The sequence below is a fragment of the Solibacillus sp. FSL W7-1464 genome (assembly GCF_038004425.1).
GTDB lineage: Bacteria > Bacillota > Bacilli > Bacillales_A > Planococcaceae > Solibacillus.
This window is the reverse complement of sequence record NZ_JBBORC010000001.1, coordinates 2,047,714-2,062,400: the sequence shown is the minus strand read 5'-3', so window position 1 is coordinate 2,062,400 and position 14,687 is coordinate 2,047,714. Positions and strand designations below refer to the sequence as shown.

Here is a 14,687-nt window from a genome sequence, read left to right as displayed (position 1 = left end):
TGCTCCTGAATGTTGAAATAAGCATTCGGAAAATGCTAATAAACAGGTGAAGTTTTCTAATAAAATTTAAATTCTTCTAATAATTTCCGTCACTGCTTACAAAATTTAACGGAATACATACTTGTAACGCCGCATTAGCAATCCAGTAAACTTAAAATTCCCCTAGCTTCATTCAGTTGAACATGTTAACATATTTAAAAATTCAGAAAACGAAGGTGAGTAAATGGAGAATCTTGTGTTCTTTATCATTGCATGTGTTCTGCTGATTGTATTGCCGGGTCCTGATACAGCGATTGTTACGAAAAATACAGTAGTTCACGGACAAAGGGGAGGATTCCAAACGATGGTCGGCTCTTGTGCGGGACTGACCGTCCATACAATAGCAGCGGTTGCCGGGCTGTCGGCGATTATCGTAAAATCCGCCGTGGCATTTACCGTGCTGAAATATGTTGGGGCAGTCTATTTATGCTATTTGGGCATCAAGACATTGCTGAGCATGCGTGCGAAAAAAGCGGATATGGAAGAAATGACGGACATTCCGGAAATTGAAGCAAAAGGCAATTCCTATTTTAAACAGGGCCTTATTACAAATATCACAAACCCAAAAGTAGCGGTATTCTTTCTGACGTTTTTACCTCAATTTCTATCAAAGGGCGCAGAACCGTTTTGGCCGTTTTTAACGATGGGAATCGTCTATATTGTTTTAACATTTGTCTGGTTTGCACTCTATGTATTCTTATTGAACAAAATCCGCAACTTTATGAAAAAACCTGCTACACAATCTGTGATTGAAACGTTCACTGGGGCTGTTCTAATTGGATTTGGCATTAAGCTCGCATTTGAGAAACAGGTATAATCGTTAAAAATTTAGGAAATCAACAAAACATTGCTTAAAAGCAAAAGCCGTTTTTACCGCTTATTCTTTTTTAAAGAAGGGTATAGTTCCCTAATTCTAGAAAAAAGGATGATGAAAAATGGGCTTGTATATTACAATGTGGATAGCTATGATCGCTGTAATAGTAGTAAATGCGCTATCGAATACACTGCCGTTAAACGGGCAGACGGCAGCTGAAATAACGAATCGCTTGGAAGTATTATTCACGCCAGCAGGCTACGTATTTTCCATTTGGTCGCTAATTTATGTACTGCTTGTCATATGGCTGATTACGATATACCGCAAAGTGAAAGACAATCGTTTTAACGGTAAAGTCGGTATTCTGTTTATTATCAGCTGTATATTTAATATTGCCTGGCTGTTCAGCTGGCATTATGAACAGTTCATACTATCCATTATCGTAATGTTCTTTTTGTTATTTACCCTCATTGCGATTTATCTGCAATATAAAAACACGGAAAAAGGGCTATCTGAACGTTTTCCGTTTTCATTTTACTTAGCTTGGATTTCTGTAGCGACAATCGCTAATGTGAGCTATGTGTTAAAACATCATGGGGTCGATTTGGGAATTTCGGAAGTGAGCGGATCACTCGTACTGGTAGGAGTCGCGGTTATTCTCGGTTATTTGGCCGTTGCCCTCTCGAAAGATATTTTCTTTACACTCGTCATCGTTTGGGCGCTCATCGGGATTGCTGCCAAAACGGATGATTCGACAATGCAGAACGGTACAATCGCATTGACCGCGTTATTAATTATCGCGGCACTCATTCGCTATGTAACGATGAAGACGAAAAAGCTTGCATAAAGATAAGGGGCTGGGATATAAGTAGAATGACCGTTAAATAACTGGAAAGCCTTTATTAAAAACGGATATTTTAACGCTCAGCAAAAAAGCTATTTTTCTCTCAGAGAAAAATAGCTTTTTTGGGTTGTGTGCCAGCCCCTTTATTTTGGACATTATTTAAAAAATACAATCGACATAAAGCCCATGTAAAAACATAGTGTCAATGCGAACGTCATGGCAGCCGATACAACGACCGGCAGCTGTTTAATATAACTTACAATGACAAGCCCGATGAACAGTGCAGTCAGCAGGAAAAATCCTAAGCCAATACCTGTCATTTGGAGATACCCGCGCATGCCTGCCTCAATGGAGCTACGGTAGAACAATTCAAAAAACGGCGAGATTTCCTGTACATAAAAGCTGGGTGGCTGTTGTTCACTATAAAGCGCGGTAATGAATAAAATCAATACGAGCAATATTGTTTCAATCCGAACCCATGTACGCGGTTCAAATAATGGCTTGTTCATTTTCAGTTTGATAAGCAGACTGTTTGCCAAAATAATGACAGTCAACGGTACGAGCAGAACATGTTTAATGAACAAAAACTGTCCATAATTGCTCGACCAGCTTGTTACATATCCCGGTACGATAGTGTCTGTCATCAGGACACCTGTTAAAGCAACAGCTGTAAAAGCTACGAGCGCAACAGGGGAGAACCACTTCAGAAAGTCTTCCCACTTTTGTGCATCTTTCGTAAAAAAGCTCATCAAGATTAATATACCAAGCCATACACTGACAGCAAGTAGATGAACAAAATCAAGTATCGATCCAATAATGCCTGTCATCGAACCGGCATGACTTATATAGCCAATTGCCGCCATGATCGCGATTAAAACAAAGATCGCCATGACCGCCATTAGTTTTGAAGAATTTTTAACAAATTGGCGAGTAATAATTAGCAAAATAATCGTAAAGCAAACGATCACCAGCCATGAATGGCCGACTTTGAATTTCATAAGCAACATGCCAACGGATTCAATCAATCCGAACTGCGGTGTCAAAATTGCCAGCAATTGAATATTCGGTACAAATGTAACAATCGGCAAAATGACCGCACTTATAATTAGCCACTTTGCTGGTACTGCAATTTTCGGTCGGATTGTTTCGGGGACAAAATATAAAACAAATGTCCCCATAAGAAGAGCTAAACTAACATAAAGTAAAAATTGACTGAAAATTGTCAAAAACATCATTTTGTATTTTTCCGTCTAGCCACTGTAATAATACTTACTATTATAATAAGAAGTAAAATGGCAATGATATATAATAGTGTGTTAATTGACGCTTCTTCATCATCTGCCGTTGTCGTTTCTGTCTCATTAGTTTGAATCGTTTCGTCTACTTCCACTTGCTCTTCATTTTCTTCTGCAGCTTCTTCCTCAACCGCTTCTTCAGTCACAGGCGCATCTACCGTAAAAGAAAACTGACCTGCAAGCGGGTGGCCATCTTCACTAATACTATTCCATTCAACTGTATAGTCATCGTTCGGTAATGGGGAATCAAAAGTACCTGTTAATACACCATCGACTAAATCTACCGAAACTGTTTCTATTTCTTCGCCGTTACTTGAAATGACTTTAAATGTACTCCCCACTTCAATTTTCCCGGCGTATGTAAGTTCGATCGACTGCAACGGTTCAGTTACAATAGCTCCATCTTCGGGATTAGTCGTGTCTAAATACGTATGTGCTGCTGCGTTCGGGACAACTAAAAATAGTGCAGCTAGAATCGATAATAATAATGTTCTCATATTAATATGATTCTCCTTTCATATGTTTTTTTACTCAACCCATATTGTAGCCGAACGATAAAACAAATGCACTGTTTCCGCTTTTTAAACTAGAGGAAATGTCAGTATGAGAGAATTGTTATGCTATAATATTGTCACAAATGAAAAGGGGATTACTATGCAACATTTAGTAGAGGATATTTATTTACAAGGAAATAGACAGGCCTTTTTGCTTTTACATAGTTTTACGAGCAATGCGAAGGAGATGCACTATGTGGCAAAAATGCTTCATAGTAAAGGGTACACGTGCTATGCGCCAAATCTGGCAGGCCATGGGGCATCTCCGGAACAATTATTTGCAAGTTCTATGGAGCACGTATGGGAACATAGCAGACAAGCTGTTCAATATTTAATCGAAGAAAAATATGAAGCGATTACAGTAATCGGCCAGTCATTAGGCGGTGTTCTAGGTATAAGACTTGCAAATGAGTTTCCTGAAGTGAAGGCTTTATGTATTATTTCCTCACCGGTAATGGAGCGACCTGTGGAAGGTTTGGAACAGCGTGTCATCTATTATTCCAAGCGATATTTACAGAATAGAGGGAGCTCGGAACAGGAACTGGAAGTATTCCTGGCCGATAACTTCCCGAGACCTGTAGAAAAGATGAGGGCTTTACAGCAGTTTATCGTTGAAACAGGCAATCAGCTTCATTTGCTGAAACAGCCGCTTTTCCTTGCAAAAGGGATGCTGGACGAATCGGTATTCCATCAAAGTATTGACATGATCGAACAATCCGCACAAAGCAACATGATTATGAAAAAACATTACGACAACAGTAGCCATCTTATTACATTAGGAAAAGAGCGCCAATTACTGACAGAGGATATCATTCGCTTTATCGATGAAATAAAAAAAGGGGCTGTCTAATTATAGACAGCTCCCCGTGTTATTCTTCATCGTTGTTAAACCATAACGGGTCGTTGTCATCAACATCGCCATTATAATTAATAAAGATCTCTTCGCCAGCCTCAATATCTTTATAGGCAAAGAAATCGAATGTTTCGTTGTCAAAATTAATTTCATATGTGGCATTCGGTTCGTACGAATGGTTGAATAGCATCCCGTAGCCTAATAGGATTGCAGAGCGTCCAATGCCAAATTCAAACGCGTAATCCGCAAGATTCGTTTTCTCGATATGTTCATGCTGCTCGTTTGGATAGCTTAGTACTGGTGCTTGATGGAATAACGTTCCTTTAGGAATTGCATTAATCGCAAAAATGCCGCGATTATATTCCCCATCACTTATCGGGGAATTCTTTACTTCGATCATATTTTTTCGCCTTCTAACTTTTAAGATTCTTTCCTACTGTAACATGTATCATAGTAGAAAGGTTGTTTTATTGCTTATTTACATAAATTATTCATTGAAGGGGTGAAGTTCATGCAAAAACTGCAATTTGAAGCTGCATGGGATAAAACGATTTCAGATCAGGACCGGACATTAATTGAACAAGTGTTTGATGAAACAAAAGAACAGGATCAGCGCATTTCCTGTTGTATTATTCGAACGGCAGTCAATCATAAAAAACAGATGCTCATTACAACGCTAATTCATAACCGGACCGACCAGCAACTTAGTTTCCATAATAGGGAAGTAAGTATTATAACAGAAGAAGGGGGAATTACTCAAAATTTTACAAGTGAAGCCCTTCAAATTCCTCCTTATTGTTCAATGCCATGGACGTTTATTTTCGACGAAAGTATTAATTTTCTATTCACAGAAATAAAACAGCTGGATATTGAAATATAATGGGAGTGAGGTGAAGGAATCGATGCATGAAATGAATGCAGGAATTTGGCTCACATTCGTAACCCCTATCTTTTTAGTCAGTGCATTATATTTTACACTGTCATTTTTTCAGTATTTGAAGATGGACAATGATCGTTTAATGACCCAATCGAAGTGGGGAGCAGTCATTTCACTGGCAATTGCATTAATTGTACCGGCGATTTACCAAATTGTTGTTTATTATCAAGTCATGAATTATTGAACATACTAGTAATCAAAAGACCGCTATGAAAATAGTGGTTTTTTCTTTTTCTAATTTCAAAATCACCCTATAAATCACTTATTTAAATTGTAAGTAAATACAAATTAATACGGTTTTTTACGTTAATTCGCTAAAACCATACTATTCCAGTATGAATTGTTTAAATTGACTATTGACTTTAAATAAATGCATCTGTAAACTAACGAATTAAGAATACTGAATTGCAAGAAAATTCTATAACTATAAAGGAGAGTTGTTATGGGAGCAGTTATACATATAGACGAAATCGCGGAGAAGCTTGCCGAACAGTTTGAAAAAACAGCCGTAGAGCGAGATAAAACTGGAGGCAATGCTAAGCTTGAGCGTGATTTAATTCGCGAAAGCGGACTTTTGAAACTTTTAATTCCGACAGAATACGGTGGTTTAGGTGGGAATTGGCATGATGTGTTTCAAGTCGTTCGGACGATTGCACGTGCGGATAGTTCACTGGCACATGTTGTTGGCTACCATTTTATTAATCTCGTTACACCGCATCTGTGCGGTTCACCGGAACAGATGGAATTTTTTTACCGCGAAACCGCAAAACATAACTATTTTTGGGGAAATGCGTTCAATCCGGTCGCTATTCAACTGAAGGCTGTAAAAACAACAACTGGTTATGTGCTGAACGGTGTAAAAACGTTCTGCTCCGGCAGTGTTGATTCAGATGTATTATTAGTATCGGCGATAGTGGAAGGGCAGGATGAGCCATTATTGGTCGTTATTCCTAGTAAACGGATAGGTGTAGATATAAAAGGCGATTGGGATAATATGGGTCAACGTCAAACAGATAGTGGAACAATCATTTTCACCGATGTTGCCGTACATGAGGAAGAAGTGTTGCAGCAAGGATTTTACGCAAGCGAGTTTTCCCAGTTGCGTCTGAATATTGCTACATTCATTTTAAACCATGTCTATTTAGGAATTTCAGAAGGTGCTCTACAATCAGCACTTGCATATACAAGAGAGCAAACTAGACCGCGCGCCATTACACAGACATCGGCAGTTGAAGATCCGATTATCCAGCACCATTACGGTCAGTTTTACGTACAGGTTGAAGCAGCGAATCTGGTCGTAAAAAAAGCGGATCAATTACTGCAGGAGCTATGGGATGTGCCTGGAAAAATTACTCCGGAGCATCGCAGTAATTTGGATGATGCGCTGCAAACAGCTAAAATTTTTACAACACAAATAGGGCTCGATATTACATCCAAAATTTTCGAAGTGATGGGCAGCCGCGCTACTTCTAGCCAATATGGGTTTGATCGCTATTGGCGTAATTTGCGGACAATGACATTGCATGTTCCGGTTGATACATCGATCCAATCATTGGGTAGAAAATTTCTGTTAGGAGAGTGAGTACATGGTTCAATTATTGGAACGCCCAGTGCCACAACAAAACCCTATATCCAAGGAAGACAGTACCGGGAAAAAAACAAAGATTAATGTCCGGAATATCGATTTCAGTTATGATGCGACGACCAAAATATTGAACAATATTCAGCTTGAAGTACAAGAAGGCGAGTTTCTCGTATTTATGGGGCCTTCCGGATGCGGGAAAAGTACATTGCTCAGAATGATGGCAGGACTTGAACCATTTTCAAACGGCAATATCGAAATAAACGGCCAATCTGTAAAGGAAACTCACCCGGACTGCGGAGTCGTTTTCCAGGATTATTCCTTATTCCCTTGGCTGACGGCGCAGGCGAATGTCATGCTTGCACTAAAACAGCGTAACAAGAAAATGCCGAAAAAAGAACTGGCACATATCGCGGAGCAATATTTGACACTTGTCCATTTAGGGCATGCCGTAAAAAAATATCCGGGGCAAATGTCCGGTGGTATGAAACAGCGTGCAGCCATCGCTCGTGCATTAAGCTACGGTTCGGATTTATTGCTGATGGATGAACCATTTGGCGCATTGGATCCGGTCACAAGAATTCAACTGCAGGATCTGCTTGTTCAAATTAGTACCGAGCAAAAGCGTACAGTCGTGTTTGTCACACATGATGTTGACGAAGCCATTTATTTGGCGGACCGGATTATCATCTTTGCTCCGGGGAAAAACGGTGCGGTGACGAAAAGCATCCAAGTACCGATAGAGAAAAAAGGGACTGATCGTCAGAAACTATTTGAAAACAAGGAATTCCGTGCATTTCGTGAATCTCTTTTAAATGAAATGAACGAACAGATCGTCAATAGTTTAAAAACGGAAATTGCAGATGGCGCAGGAATATAGGGGGATCATTAAATGAAAAAAACACATCAGAAATGGATCGCTTCACTTGCTTTAGCAGCAGGTTTGCTTACTGCATGTGGAGATGATGAACAAGTTTCAAAAGGGGAAGCCTCTGATGATTATGAAATCACGGTTGGTTTAAGTCAATCTGCAGGTGGAACACTTGTCGACATTGCTCATCAGGAAGGCTATTTTGAGGAAGAAAACATTTCGGTCAATCGTGTTGGCTTTGCAAATTCGGCAGACGGACTGAATGCACTGCAGGCAGGAAAAATTGACGTCGGATTAACATTCGGTACAGCCGGCCCATTAACATTTATCGCAAACGGCTCGGATTTCTCGATTATCGGCGGACATTTGGAAGGCGGACACCCGATCCTAACGAAAAAGGAAAATGCGGGGCAATATACTTCGCTTGAAAGCTATAAAGGAAAAAAGGTCGGAACTATCAGGATCTTTACATCGGATATCGTTTTCCGCTCTGCACTTGAAGATGCGGGGATCGACTGGAAAAATGATCTGGAAATCGTTGAATTCAAAACAGGCAGTATGTTGCTTGAAGCGGTAGCGTCAGGAAAAGTGGACGTAGCAGTATCGGCAAACTCATTCTACGCACAGGCGGTTGATATGGGCCTTGAAGCAGTTGCATGGAGCAACGATCTACAGGAAGGGCATGTATGCTGCCGTGTCGTAACACGCTCGGAATTATTGGCTGAAGAAGATGGAGAAGCATATAAACGATTCTTAAAGGCACTTATTCGCGCGGAACGTAAAAAGATTGAAGATCCGCAATCAGCTGTAACTGCAGCGAAAGAATATATGAAAGTCGATGATAAAGTAATTAATACAATTGTAAACGACAGCCACTCGAACTATTCTTCTGATCCAAGCAGAGAGAAAGTAGTTCAAATGTGGGAGCAGATGAAAGAAATCGGCTATGTTGAAAATGTGGATGATATCGATGTAAACGACTATGTAAATATCGATCTATACGAAAAAGCATTAAACGAATTAATTGAACAATATCCGGATGATGCTTATTACAAAGATCAGCTCGTTCGATTTAATGAACAAAACATTTAAGGGGTAGGATGAAATGCTCACATTTTTTAAACGCTATAATCTTACTATTTTGATAGGAATTATATTTATTGTTGTTTGGGCCCTTGTCACAAAATATGCGACCTGGATCAATCCGGTAATATTCCCGCAGCCGCTAACGGTCGTTGAGTCCTTTTCCGCGAAAATTGGGGAGCTGTTAACTGGTGTTGTGAGCTCGATGAAACTTTTGATACCCGGATTCTTCGGCGCTTTAGTGACAGGTATTGTAGGCGGTCTGTTTTTCGGATTGAACAAACGGTCACGTGAAATATTAATGCCATACTTTCATGCATTAAGTCCGATTCCGCCGACATTGTTCATTCCATATGTCATTGCGATTTTACCGACTTTCCAGACGGCTTCGATGTCCCTTATTTTTATCGGCGCATTTTGGCCTGTATTTTTAGGAACGATTCACGGTGTCCTGCTGATCGAAAAGCATTATCTCGACAATGCGAAATCGCTTGGCTTAAAAGGACCGACGTTTTTGCTGAAAGTCGTGTTACCCGCAAGTGCACCTCATATTTTAAGCGGTGCGAGTACATCACTCGGTATGAGCTTCCTGATTTTAACGATTGCCGAAATGTTCGGTGCTTCATCGGGAATGGGCTTTTTCATCCAGTATTACAGTGACTTCTCGCAATATCATTATGTGCTGGCAGGGATTATTTTTAACAGTATTATCATTGTCGCTATCATGATTGCATTTGAAAAATTAAAAAAACGCCTGCTGTTCTGGACAAATTTAAAGGCTGATGGCAAATGAAAAAACTTTTACTTACAGTGCTGCTGCTCGCCGGCTGCAGCGCACAGGCAAATGAAACGCTCGATGTCACATTAAATGCCAGTAAATCTGAGCTCGAAGCTTTTGAACCTGTAACGATCACAGCAACCGTCACGTATAACGGTGAACTGGTTCAAGACGATGTGGAAATTGAGTTCGAACTGATCAATCCAACCGGCAATGCCATTGGTTCCGTGAAACCGGATCCTAGCGGGGACGGGAAGTATACGATTGAAACGAGCTTTGACGGTACCGGTACTTATAAAGTGATTTCACATGTCAGCTATGGGGAACTGCATGAAATGCCTGAAATTGAGGTGAAGCTGAAATGAAAAAATGGATTCAGCTAGCATTATCCGCTGTCCTGATTATCGCATTAAGCTATGCCATTATTTCCAATACGTCGAAACAGAAGGCAGAAGCGAAAACTGAGGAAATTGTGCTCCAAACAACATCCGGTGAGCAATTTGCCATTCCGGAAGAAGGCAGCTACATCCTTAATTTCTGGGCAACTTACTGCCCCCCATGCGAAAGGGAAATGCCCGCCTTTAAAGCGGCGTATGAAACACTTCAGTCTCATAACATCGAGCTTTATGCAGTCAATGTGGAAGAACCAACAAGGCTGGTCAATCAATATTTGGCGAAATTCGATTTGCCATTCCCGATTCTTTTAGACCGTGAAGGGCAACTGAAAGAAAGCTATGAAATTTTAACATTGCCGACGACATTATTTTTGCAGGACGGAAAAGTAGTACACACCGTAAAGGGTGAAATGACAGAACAGGAATTGCTTACACTTACTCAAAAATTTCTTTATTAAAGGAGAATTTTTCATATGACATTTTTTAATCAGGAAACAATCGCGCTTCATACAGGCCAGACAGTTGACCCGGTAACACGCTCACGTGCAGTACCGCTGTATCAGACAACTTCGTATGTATTTGATGATACGGAACATGCGGCGAACCTATTTAAATTACAGGAAAGCGGTTATTTATATTCGCGAAATGCCAATCCGACAAATGCTGTATTTGAAGAACGTCTAGCTGCACTGGAAGGCGGTGTCGGAGGATTTGCGGTCGCTTCCGGACAGGCGGCAATCCTGATTGCGGTATTGACGGTTGCACAGGCGGGCGATGAGATTGTCGCAACGAACGCCCTTTACGGCGGGACGTATACATTATTCTCTAAAACATTGCCTCGCTTCGGTGTAACAGTACGCTTTGTCGAAGGATCTGACTTACAGGAAGTTGAAGCAGCAATCAATGACAAAACACGTGCCGTATTCACTGAAACAATCGGCAATCCAAGTTTGGAGATTGCGGATATTGAAGGTTTGGCACAAGTCGCACACCGTCATGATGTACCGCTTATTGTTGATAATACATTTGCGACACCTTACTTATCGAAGCCGATTGAATTTGGAGCAGATATTGTAGTCCATTCCACAACGAAATTTATCGGCGGCCACGGAACATCGTTAGGCGGCGCGATAATTGATGGCGGTAAATTTGAATGGAATGCGCCTCGATTCGCCAATTTTGTTGAACCGAATGAATTGATCGGCAATCGTTCATTTGTTGAAGCTGCAGGAGAAAAAGCATTCATTACGAAGGCACGTTTTGAGCTGGGCCATGATTTAGGTGCTACATTATCACCGTTCAATGCATGGCTCTTCATTCAAGGTCTTGAATCCCTCGCAGTACGCGTTCGTCAGCATGTTGTGAACGCACAGGCGGTTGCTGAATATTTAGCGGAGCATAATCTGGTGGAATGGGTAAATTATCCGACACTACCTGGCAATGATCCAAACAATTTAGTAGAGAAGTATTTACCGAAAGGGGCAGGTTCGATATTCAGCTTTGGTATCAAAGGCGGACTGGAAGCAGCGAAGGCGTTTATTAATAATGTTCAGCTACTTTCACATGTTGCCAATGTCGGCGATTCGAAGTCACTTGTCATTCACCCGGCAAGCACATCACATTCACGACTATCGCCGGAACAGCAATTGGCGAGTGGTGTAACACCTGGTCTGATCCGTTTATCAATTGGTTTGGAAGATATTGAAGATATTAAAAACGACTTGGCACAAAGCTTGCAAAAAGCTGCCGAAGTTGCTCAAATAACAAAATAACAGGGGGATTTTAACATGGCGATTGCAGTTGTAGTAAATGATGAAGGTATTGTAACACCGATTGTGGAAGGAACGATTTTACGTATTATTCAGCAGGACCATTCTGTAGAAGATTTGCGTAATCCGGCACTTGATTTAACAGAGGGACGCCGCGGCGCAACATTACGTAAAGCAATTGAGCTGGGAGCGACAACTTTTGTTGCCCCGCCTGAAACTTTCTGCGAACTATCTTACAAAAAAGCACAGGAAGAACAAATTTCATTTATTAATATTCCGGCAAATCAAGCATTTGCACAGGTGGCAGAACAGTTGAAAGCAGGCACAATCCAACAATCAAACGAATTACCGGCTGATGAAGTAGTAGCAAGTGCACCGGTTACAAAATAAGGGGGAATTAAAATGACAAAAGTAGAGTTTATTACGATGGCGCCAACTTCAGGCGATAGTGAATATGTAGGAAACCAAACGTCAAATAAAGGTGCACAAACATGGTCAGGTGTCGGTGTTGATTCGGATCGTGAACCTTCTGTGGAGTATATTACAAAAGTTGCACAGGCTGCTGAAAAAGCCGGATTCTCGACATTATTGTTACCAATTGGCGGAAGCTGTGTAGATTCATTGGTTGCTGCATCCCATTTGACGGCAAATACAAAGACATTGAATTACCTGATTGCAGTTCGACCTGGCTCTACTGCGCCTACCCAGCTGGCAAAACAATATTCATCAGTCAACTACTGGTCGAATAACCGTGTATTTGTCAATGTCGTAACAGGCGGTGCACCAAAGGAACTTGAAAATGATGGGGATTTCTTATCGCATACAGATCGTTATAAGCGTACGCGTGAGTATATTGAAATTTTAAAACGCCTGTTTAACGGGGAAACGTTTGATTACGATGGTGAATTCTACACATTAAAAGGTGCAAACCTGCCATTGCCTGTTAAAAATGCGCCTCCGATTTTCTTCGGTGGTTCATCACCGATTGCAAAGGAAGTCGCAACAGATGTGGCTGACGTCTACATGCTTTGGGGCGAAACATTGGAAACGACAAAAGAAGAGCTGGAAACAGTTGTTAAACTGGCTAAAGAAAAAAATCGCGATCTTTCCTACAGTGTTTCATTCCAGGTTGTATTGGGTGATACAGAAGAAGCTGCGTTTGAAAATGCGAACAAAATTATTAGCCAAGTGGACCCGGAAGTACTGGAAGCAAAACATGCCAATACTTTAAGCAACGGAGCAGTAGGTGTGAGCCGCCTTCATCAGTTGATGCTGGAGTCAAAAGACAATAATTTCATCATTGCACCGAATATTTGGGCAGGGTTAACACAAGTGTTATCGGGCAACTCGATTGCGCTTGTCGGCACACCACAGCAGGTTGCTGAACGCATCGTGGAGTTCGTCGATTTAGGTTTTGACAAAGTACTGCTGCGCGGTTTCCCGCATTTGGAAGTAATCGAAGAGATTGGCGAAAAGGTCATTCCACTCGTTCATGAAATATTGGCTAAACGCGAAGAGCAGTTAGTGTAGGAGGTACGCAAATGACAAAAAAACAAATGAAATTAGGCGTATTTTTAATGGGTACAGGGCATCACATCGCTTCATGGCGCCATCCGGAAGCACAGGCTGACGCAAGCGAGAATGTCGAGTTTTTTAAAGAAGTTGCTGTAAAAGCGGAGCAAGGGAAATTGGATATGCTTTTCTTAAGTGACGGTTTGTCTTTCAACGAGCTTTCACATCCGGCAGAACAAGTTCGTTTTGAACCACTTACATTACTGAGTGTCCTGTCAACTGTGACGAAAAATATCGGTTTAACAGCTACGGCTTCAACAACATACAATGAACCATTTCATATCGCGCGCAAGTTTTCTTCGCTTGACCATTTAAGCGGCGGCCGTGCTGCATGGAATATTGTGACAAGTTACTATTCGGCAGAAGCAAGCAACTTTAACAAGGATCAGCATCTGGATCATTCACTACGCTATGAACGGGCAGATGAATTTGTCGAAGTAGTAAAAGGATTATGGGATTCCTATGAAGATGATGCATTGGCACGCAATAAACAGACCGGTGAATATATTACAAAAGGGAAGCTGCACACGCTAAACCATAAAGGTGAATTTTACGCGGTTCGCGGTCCGTTAAATTCATCGCGTCCGCCTCAAGGAAGACCGGTTCTAGTGCAGGCGGGCTCATCGGAAGCCGGTACGACTCTTGCCGCACAACAAGCGGATGTTATTTTCACTGCACAGCAGACGCTTGAAGACGCACAACAATTTTATAAAAAACTGAAAGACAAGGCAGTTGCAGCAGGACGTGACCGCGAAGATATTAAAATCATGCCGGGCGTATCGATTTATGTGGCGGAAACGAAAGAAAAGGCCTATGCCAAATACGAAGAACTGCAACAGCTGATTACACCGGAAATTGGCCTGGACTTTTTAGCGGATTATTTAGGTGTGGATCTGTCGCAACATGACCTGGATGGCCCATTGCCGAAAGACATTCCTCCGACGAACGGCAACCGCAGCCGTCAGCAGCTGATCATCGAGCTGGCGGAACGTGAAAACCTGACGATTCGCGAACTGTATTTACGTATCGCCGGTTCACGTGGTCACCGTATTATTTTTGGTTCGCCAAGTGAAATAGCGGATCAGTTAATTGAGTGGGTAGATCAGGAAGCTGCGGATGGCTTCAACTTAATGCCACCGTATTTCCCGGGCGGCTTTACCGATTTTATTGATCTGGTTATTCCTGAACTTCAAAAGCGCGGGGTATTCCGTACAGAATATGAAGGTAAGACGTTACGTGAGAATTTAGGGTTAAAACAAGTCCCATCCCGTTATACTTTACAAAATATTTAGGAGGAGTGT

At 41.4% G+C, this 14,687-nt stretch carries 18 protein-coding genes; 15 read left to right on the top strand and 3 right to left on the bottom strand.

The window, feature by feature from the left end; all coding sequences use genetic code 11:
* Window positions 1–223 precede the first annotated feature (223 nt).
* Window positions 224–856 carry a LysE family translocator gene (locus tag MKZ25_RS10040; protein WP_340801346.1) on the top strand — a complete coding sequence of 211 codons (633 nt, stop codon included), beginning with the start codon at window positions 224–226 and terminating at the stop codon, window positions 854–856.
* Between the two features lie 118 nt (window positions 857–974).
* Window positions 975–1,700: a TspO/MBR family protein gene (locus MKZ25_RS10035; protein ID WP_340801345.1), complete on the top strand. Its 726-nt coding sequence runs from the start codon at window positions 975–977 to the stop codon at window positions 1,698–1,700.
* Between the two features lie 152 nt (window positions 1,701–1,852).
* Here the strand turns inward: MKZ25_RS10035 and MKZ25_RS10030 are convergent, their stop codons facing one another.
* Together MKZ25_RS10030 and MKZ25_RS10025 are read right to left on the bottom strand one after the other, a co-directional pair.
* Window positions 1,853–2,932: a copper resistance D family protein gene (locus MKZ25_RS10030; protein WP_340801343.1), complete on the bottom strand. Its 1,080-nt coding sequence runs from the start codon at window positions 2,930–2,932 to the stop codon at window positions 1,853–1,855.
* Window positions 2,929–3,489: a copper resistance CopC family protein gene (locus tag MKZ25_RS10025; protein ID WP_340801342.1), complete on the bottom strand. Its 561-nt coding sequence runs from the start codon at window positions 3,487–3,489 to the stop codon at window positions 2,929–2,931. The genes MKZ25_RS10030 and MKZ25_RS10025 overlap by 4 nt, the downstream gene beginning before the upstream one ends.
* 106 nt (window positions 3,490–3,595) lie before the next feature.
* Here MKZ25_RS10025 and MKZ25_RS10020 point away from each other — a divergent pair, with 106 nt between their 5' ends.
* Entirely contained in the window at window positions 3,596–4,396 is an 801-nt protein-coding gene (locus tag MKZ25_RS10020; RefSeq protein WP_340801340.1) for an alpha/beta hydrolase, read from the top strand.
* A 19-nt stretch (window positions 4,397–4,415) separates the two neighbouring features.
* On the opposite strand, the gene MKZ25_RS10015 is transcribed toward MKZ25_RS10020, so the two are convergent.
* Window positions 4,416–4,799 (bottom strand): SET domain-containing protein, encoded by a 384-nt coding sequence (locus MKZ25_RS10015; RefSeq protein WP_340718429.1) that lies wholly within the window; start codon window positions 4,797–4,799, stop codon window positions 4,416–4,418.
* A 111-nt stretch (window positions 4,800–4,910) separates the two neighbouring features.
* On the opposite strand from MKZ25_RS10015, the gene MKZ25_RS10010 reads away from it, so the two are divergent.
* The 12 genes from MKZ25_RS10010 to MKZ25_RS09955 all read left to right on the top strand — a co-directional run bounded on the left by MKZ25_RS10010 (window position 4,911) and on the right by MKZ25_RS09955 (window position 14,678).
* Entirely contained in the window at window positions 4,911–5,279 is a 369-nt protein-coding gene (locus MKZ25_RS10010; RefSeq protein WP_340801338.1) for an SLAP domain-containing protein, read from the top strand.
* Window positions 5,280–5,301: 22 nt separating this feature from the next.
* Complete coding sequence (locus MKZ25_RS10005) at window positions 5,302–5,520, top strand: hypothetical protein (protein WP_340801337.1); 219 nt, start codon at window positions 5,302–5,304, stop codon at window positions 5,518–5,520.
* A 258-nt stretch (window positions 5,521–5,778) separates the two neighbouring features.
* The gene (locus tag MKZ25_RS10000; protein ID WP_340801336.1) at window positions 5,779–6,918 is read left to right on the top strand and encodes an acyl-CoA dehydrogenase family protein; all 1,140 of its coding nucleotides are present in this window, start codon (window positions 5,779–5,781) and stop codon (window positions 6,916–6,918) included.
* 4 nt (window positions 6,919–6,922) lie between these two features.
* Entirely contained in the window at window positions 6,923–7,798 is an 876-nt protein-coding gene (locus MKZ25_RS09995) for an ABC transporter ATP-binding protein (RefSeq protein WP_340801334.1), read from the top strand.
* Between the two features lie 12 nt (window positions 7,799–7,810).
* Window positions 7,811–8,881 carry an ABC transporter substrate-binding protein gene (locus tag MKZ25_RS09990; protein ID WP_340801333.1) on the top strand — a complete coding sequence of 357 codons (1,071 nt, stop codon included), beginning with the start codon at window positions 7,811–7,813 and terminating at the stop codon, window positions 8,879–8,881.
* A gap of 13 nt (window positions 8,882–8,894) precedes the next feature.
* Complete coding sequence (locus MKZ25_RS09985) at window positions 8,895–9,665, top strand: ABC transporter permease (RefSeq protein WP_065215891.1); 771 nt, start codon at window positions 8,895–8,897, stop codon at window positions 9,663–9,665.
* Window positions 9,662–10,015 (top strand): FixH family protein, encoded by a 354-nt coding sequence (locus MKZ25_RS09980; RefSeq protein WP_340801332.1) that lies wholly within the window; start codon window positions 9,662–9,664, stop codon window positions 10,013–10,015. Before MKZ25_RS09985 ends, MKZ25_RS09980 begins: the two co-directional genes overlap by 4 nt.
* Complete coding sequence (locus tag MKZ25_RS09975; protein WP_340801331.1) at window positions 10,012–10,503, top strand: redoxin domain-containing protein; 492 nt, start codon at window positions 10,012–10,014, stop codon at window positions 10,501–10,503. The genes MKZ25_RS09980 and MKZ25_RS09975 overlap by 4 nt, the downstream gene beginning before the upstream one ends.
* Before the next feature lie 15 nt (window positions 10,504–10,518).
* Entirely contained in the window at window positions 10,519–11,817 is a 1,299-nt protein-coding gene (locus MKZ25_RS09970) for an O-acetylhomoserine aminocarboxypropyltransferase/cysteine synthase family protein (RefSeq protein WP_340801330.1), read from the top strand.
* Between the two features lie 15 nt (window positions 11,818–11,832).
* Window positions 11,833–12,204 (top strand): chemotaxis protein CheY, encoded by a 372-nt coding sequence (locus MKZ25_RS09965; RefSeq protein WP_340801329.1) that lies wholly within the window; start codon window positions 11,833–11,835, stop codon window positions 12,202–12,204.
* 12 nt (window positions 12,205–12,216) lie between these two features.
* Window positions 12,217–13,344, top strand: coding sequence for an LLM class flavin-dependent oxidoreductase (locus MKZ25_RS09960; RefSeq protein WP_340801328.1), 1,128 nt, complete (start codon window positions 12,217–12,219; stop codon window positions 13,342–13,344).
* Between the two features lie 11 nt (window positions 13,345–13,355).
* Window positions 13,356–14,678 carry an LLM class flavin-dependent oxidoreductase gene (locus MKZ25_RS09955; RefSeq protein WP_340801327.1) on the top strand — a complete coding sequence of 441 codons (1,323 nt, stop codon included), beginning with the start codon at window positions 13,356–13,358 and terminating at the stop codon, window positions 14,676–14,678.
* The last annotated feature ends 9 nt before the right edge of the window (window positions 14,679–14,687 follow it).

Coding starts and splice junctions, on each gene's coding strand:
- MKZ25_RS10010 (WP_340801338.1), top strand. CDS start 4,911: ATGCAAAAACTGCAATTTGAAGCTGCATGGGATAAAACGATTTCAGAT.
- MKZ25_RS09995 (WP_340801334.1), top strand. CDS start 6,923: ATGGTTCAATTATTGGAACGCCCAGTGCCACAACAAAACCCTATATCC.
- MKZ25_RS09975 (WP_340801331.1), top strand. CDS start 10,012: ATGAAAAAATGGATTCAGCTAGCATTATCCGCTGTCCTGATTATCGCA.
- MKZ25_RS09985 (WP_065215891.1), top strand. CDS start 8,895: ATGCTCACATTTTTTAAACGCTATAATCTTACTATTTTGATAGGAATT.
- MKZ25_RS09965 (WP_340801329.1), top strand. CDS start 11,833: ATGGCGATTGCAGTTGTAGTAAATGATGAAGGTATTGTAACACCGATT.
- MKZ25_RS10030 (WP_340801343.1), bottom strand. CDS start 2,932: ATGATGTTTTTGACAATTTTCAGTCAATTTTTACTTTATGTTAGTTTA.
- MKZ25_RS10025 (WP_340801342.1), bottom strand. CDS start 3,489: ATGAGAACATTATTATTATCGATTCTAGCTGCACTATTTTTAGTTGTC.
- MKZ25_RS09970 (WP_340801330.1), top strand. CDS start 10,519: ATGACATTTTTTAATCAGGAAACAATCGCGCTTCATACAGGCCAGACA.
- MKZ25_RS09955 (WP_340801327.1), top strand. CDS start 13,356: ATGACAAAAAAACAAATGAAATTAGGCGTATTTTTAATGGGTACAGGG.
- MKZ25_RS10015 (WP_340718429.1), bottom strand. CDS start 4,799: ATGATCGAAGTAAAGAATTCCCCGATAAGTGATGGGGAATATAATCGC.
- MKZ25_RS09990 (WP_340801333.1), top strand. CDS start 7,811: ATGAAAAAAACACATCAGAAATGGATCGCTTCACTTGCTTTAGCAGCA.
- MKZ25_RS09980 (WP_340801332.1), top strand. CDS start 9,662: ATGAAAAAACTTTTACTTACAGTGCTGCTGCTCGCCGGCTGCAGCGCA.
- MKZ25_RS09960 (WP_340801328.1), top strand. CDS start 12,217: ATGACAAAAGTAGAGTTTATTACGATGGCGCCAACTTCAGGCGATAGT.
- MKZ25_RS10000 (WP_340801336.1), top strand. CDS start 5,779: ATGGGAGCAGTTATACATATAGACGAAATCGCGGAGAAGCTTGCCGAA.
- MKZ25_RS10035 (WP_340801345.1), top strand. CDS start 975: ATGGGCTTGTATATTACAATGTGGATAGCTATGATCGCTGTAATAGTA.
- MKZ25_RS10040 (WP_340801346.1), top strand. CDS start 224: ATGGAGAATCTTGTGTTCTTTATCATTGCATGTGTTCTGCTGATTGTA.
- MKZ25_RS10005 (WP_340801337.1), top strand. CDS start 5,302: ATGCATGAAATGAATGCAGGAATTTGGCTCACATTCGTAACCCCTATC.
- MKZ25_RS10020 (WP_340801340.1), top strand. CDS start 3,596: ATGAGAGAATTGTTATGCTATAATATTGTCACAAATGAAAAGGGGATT.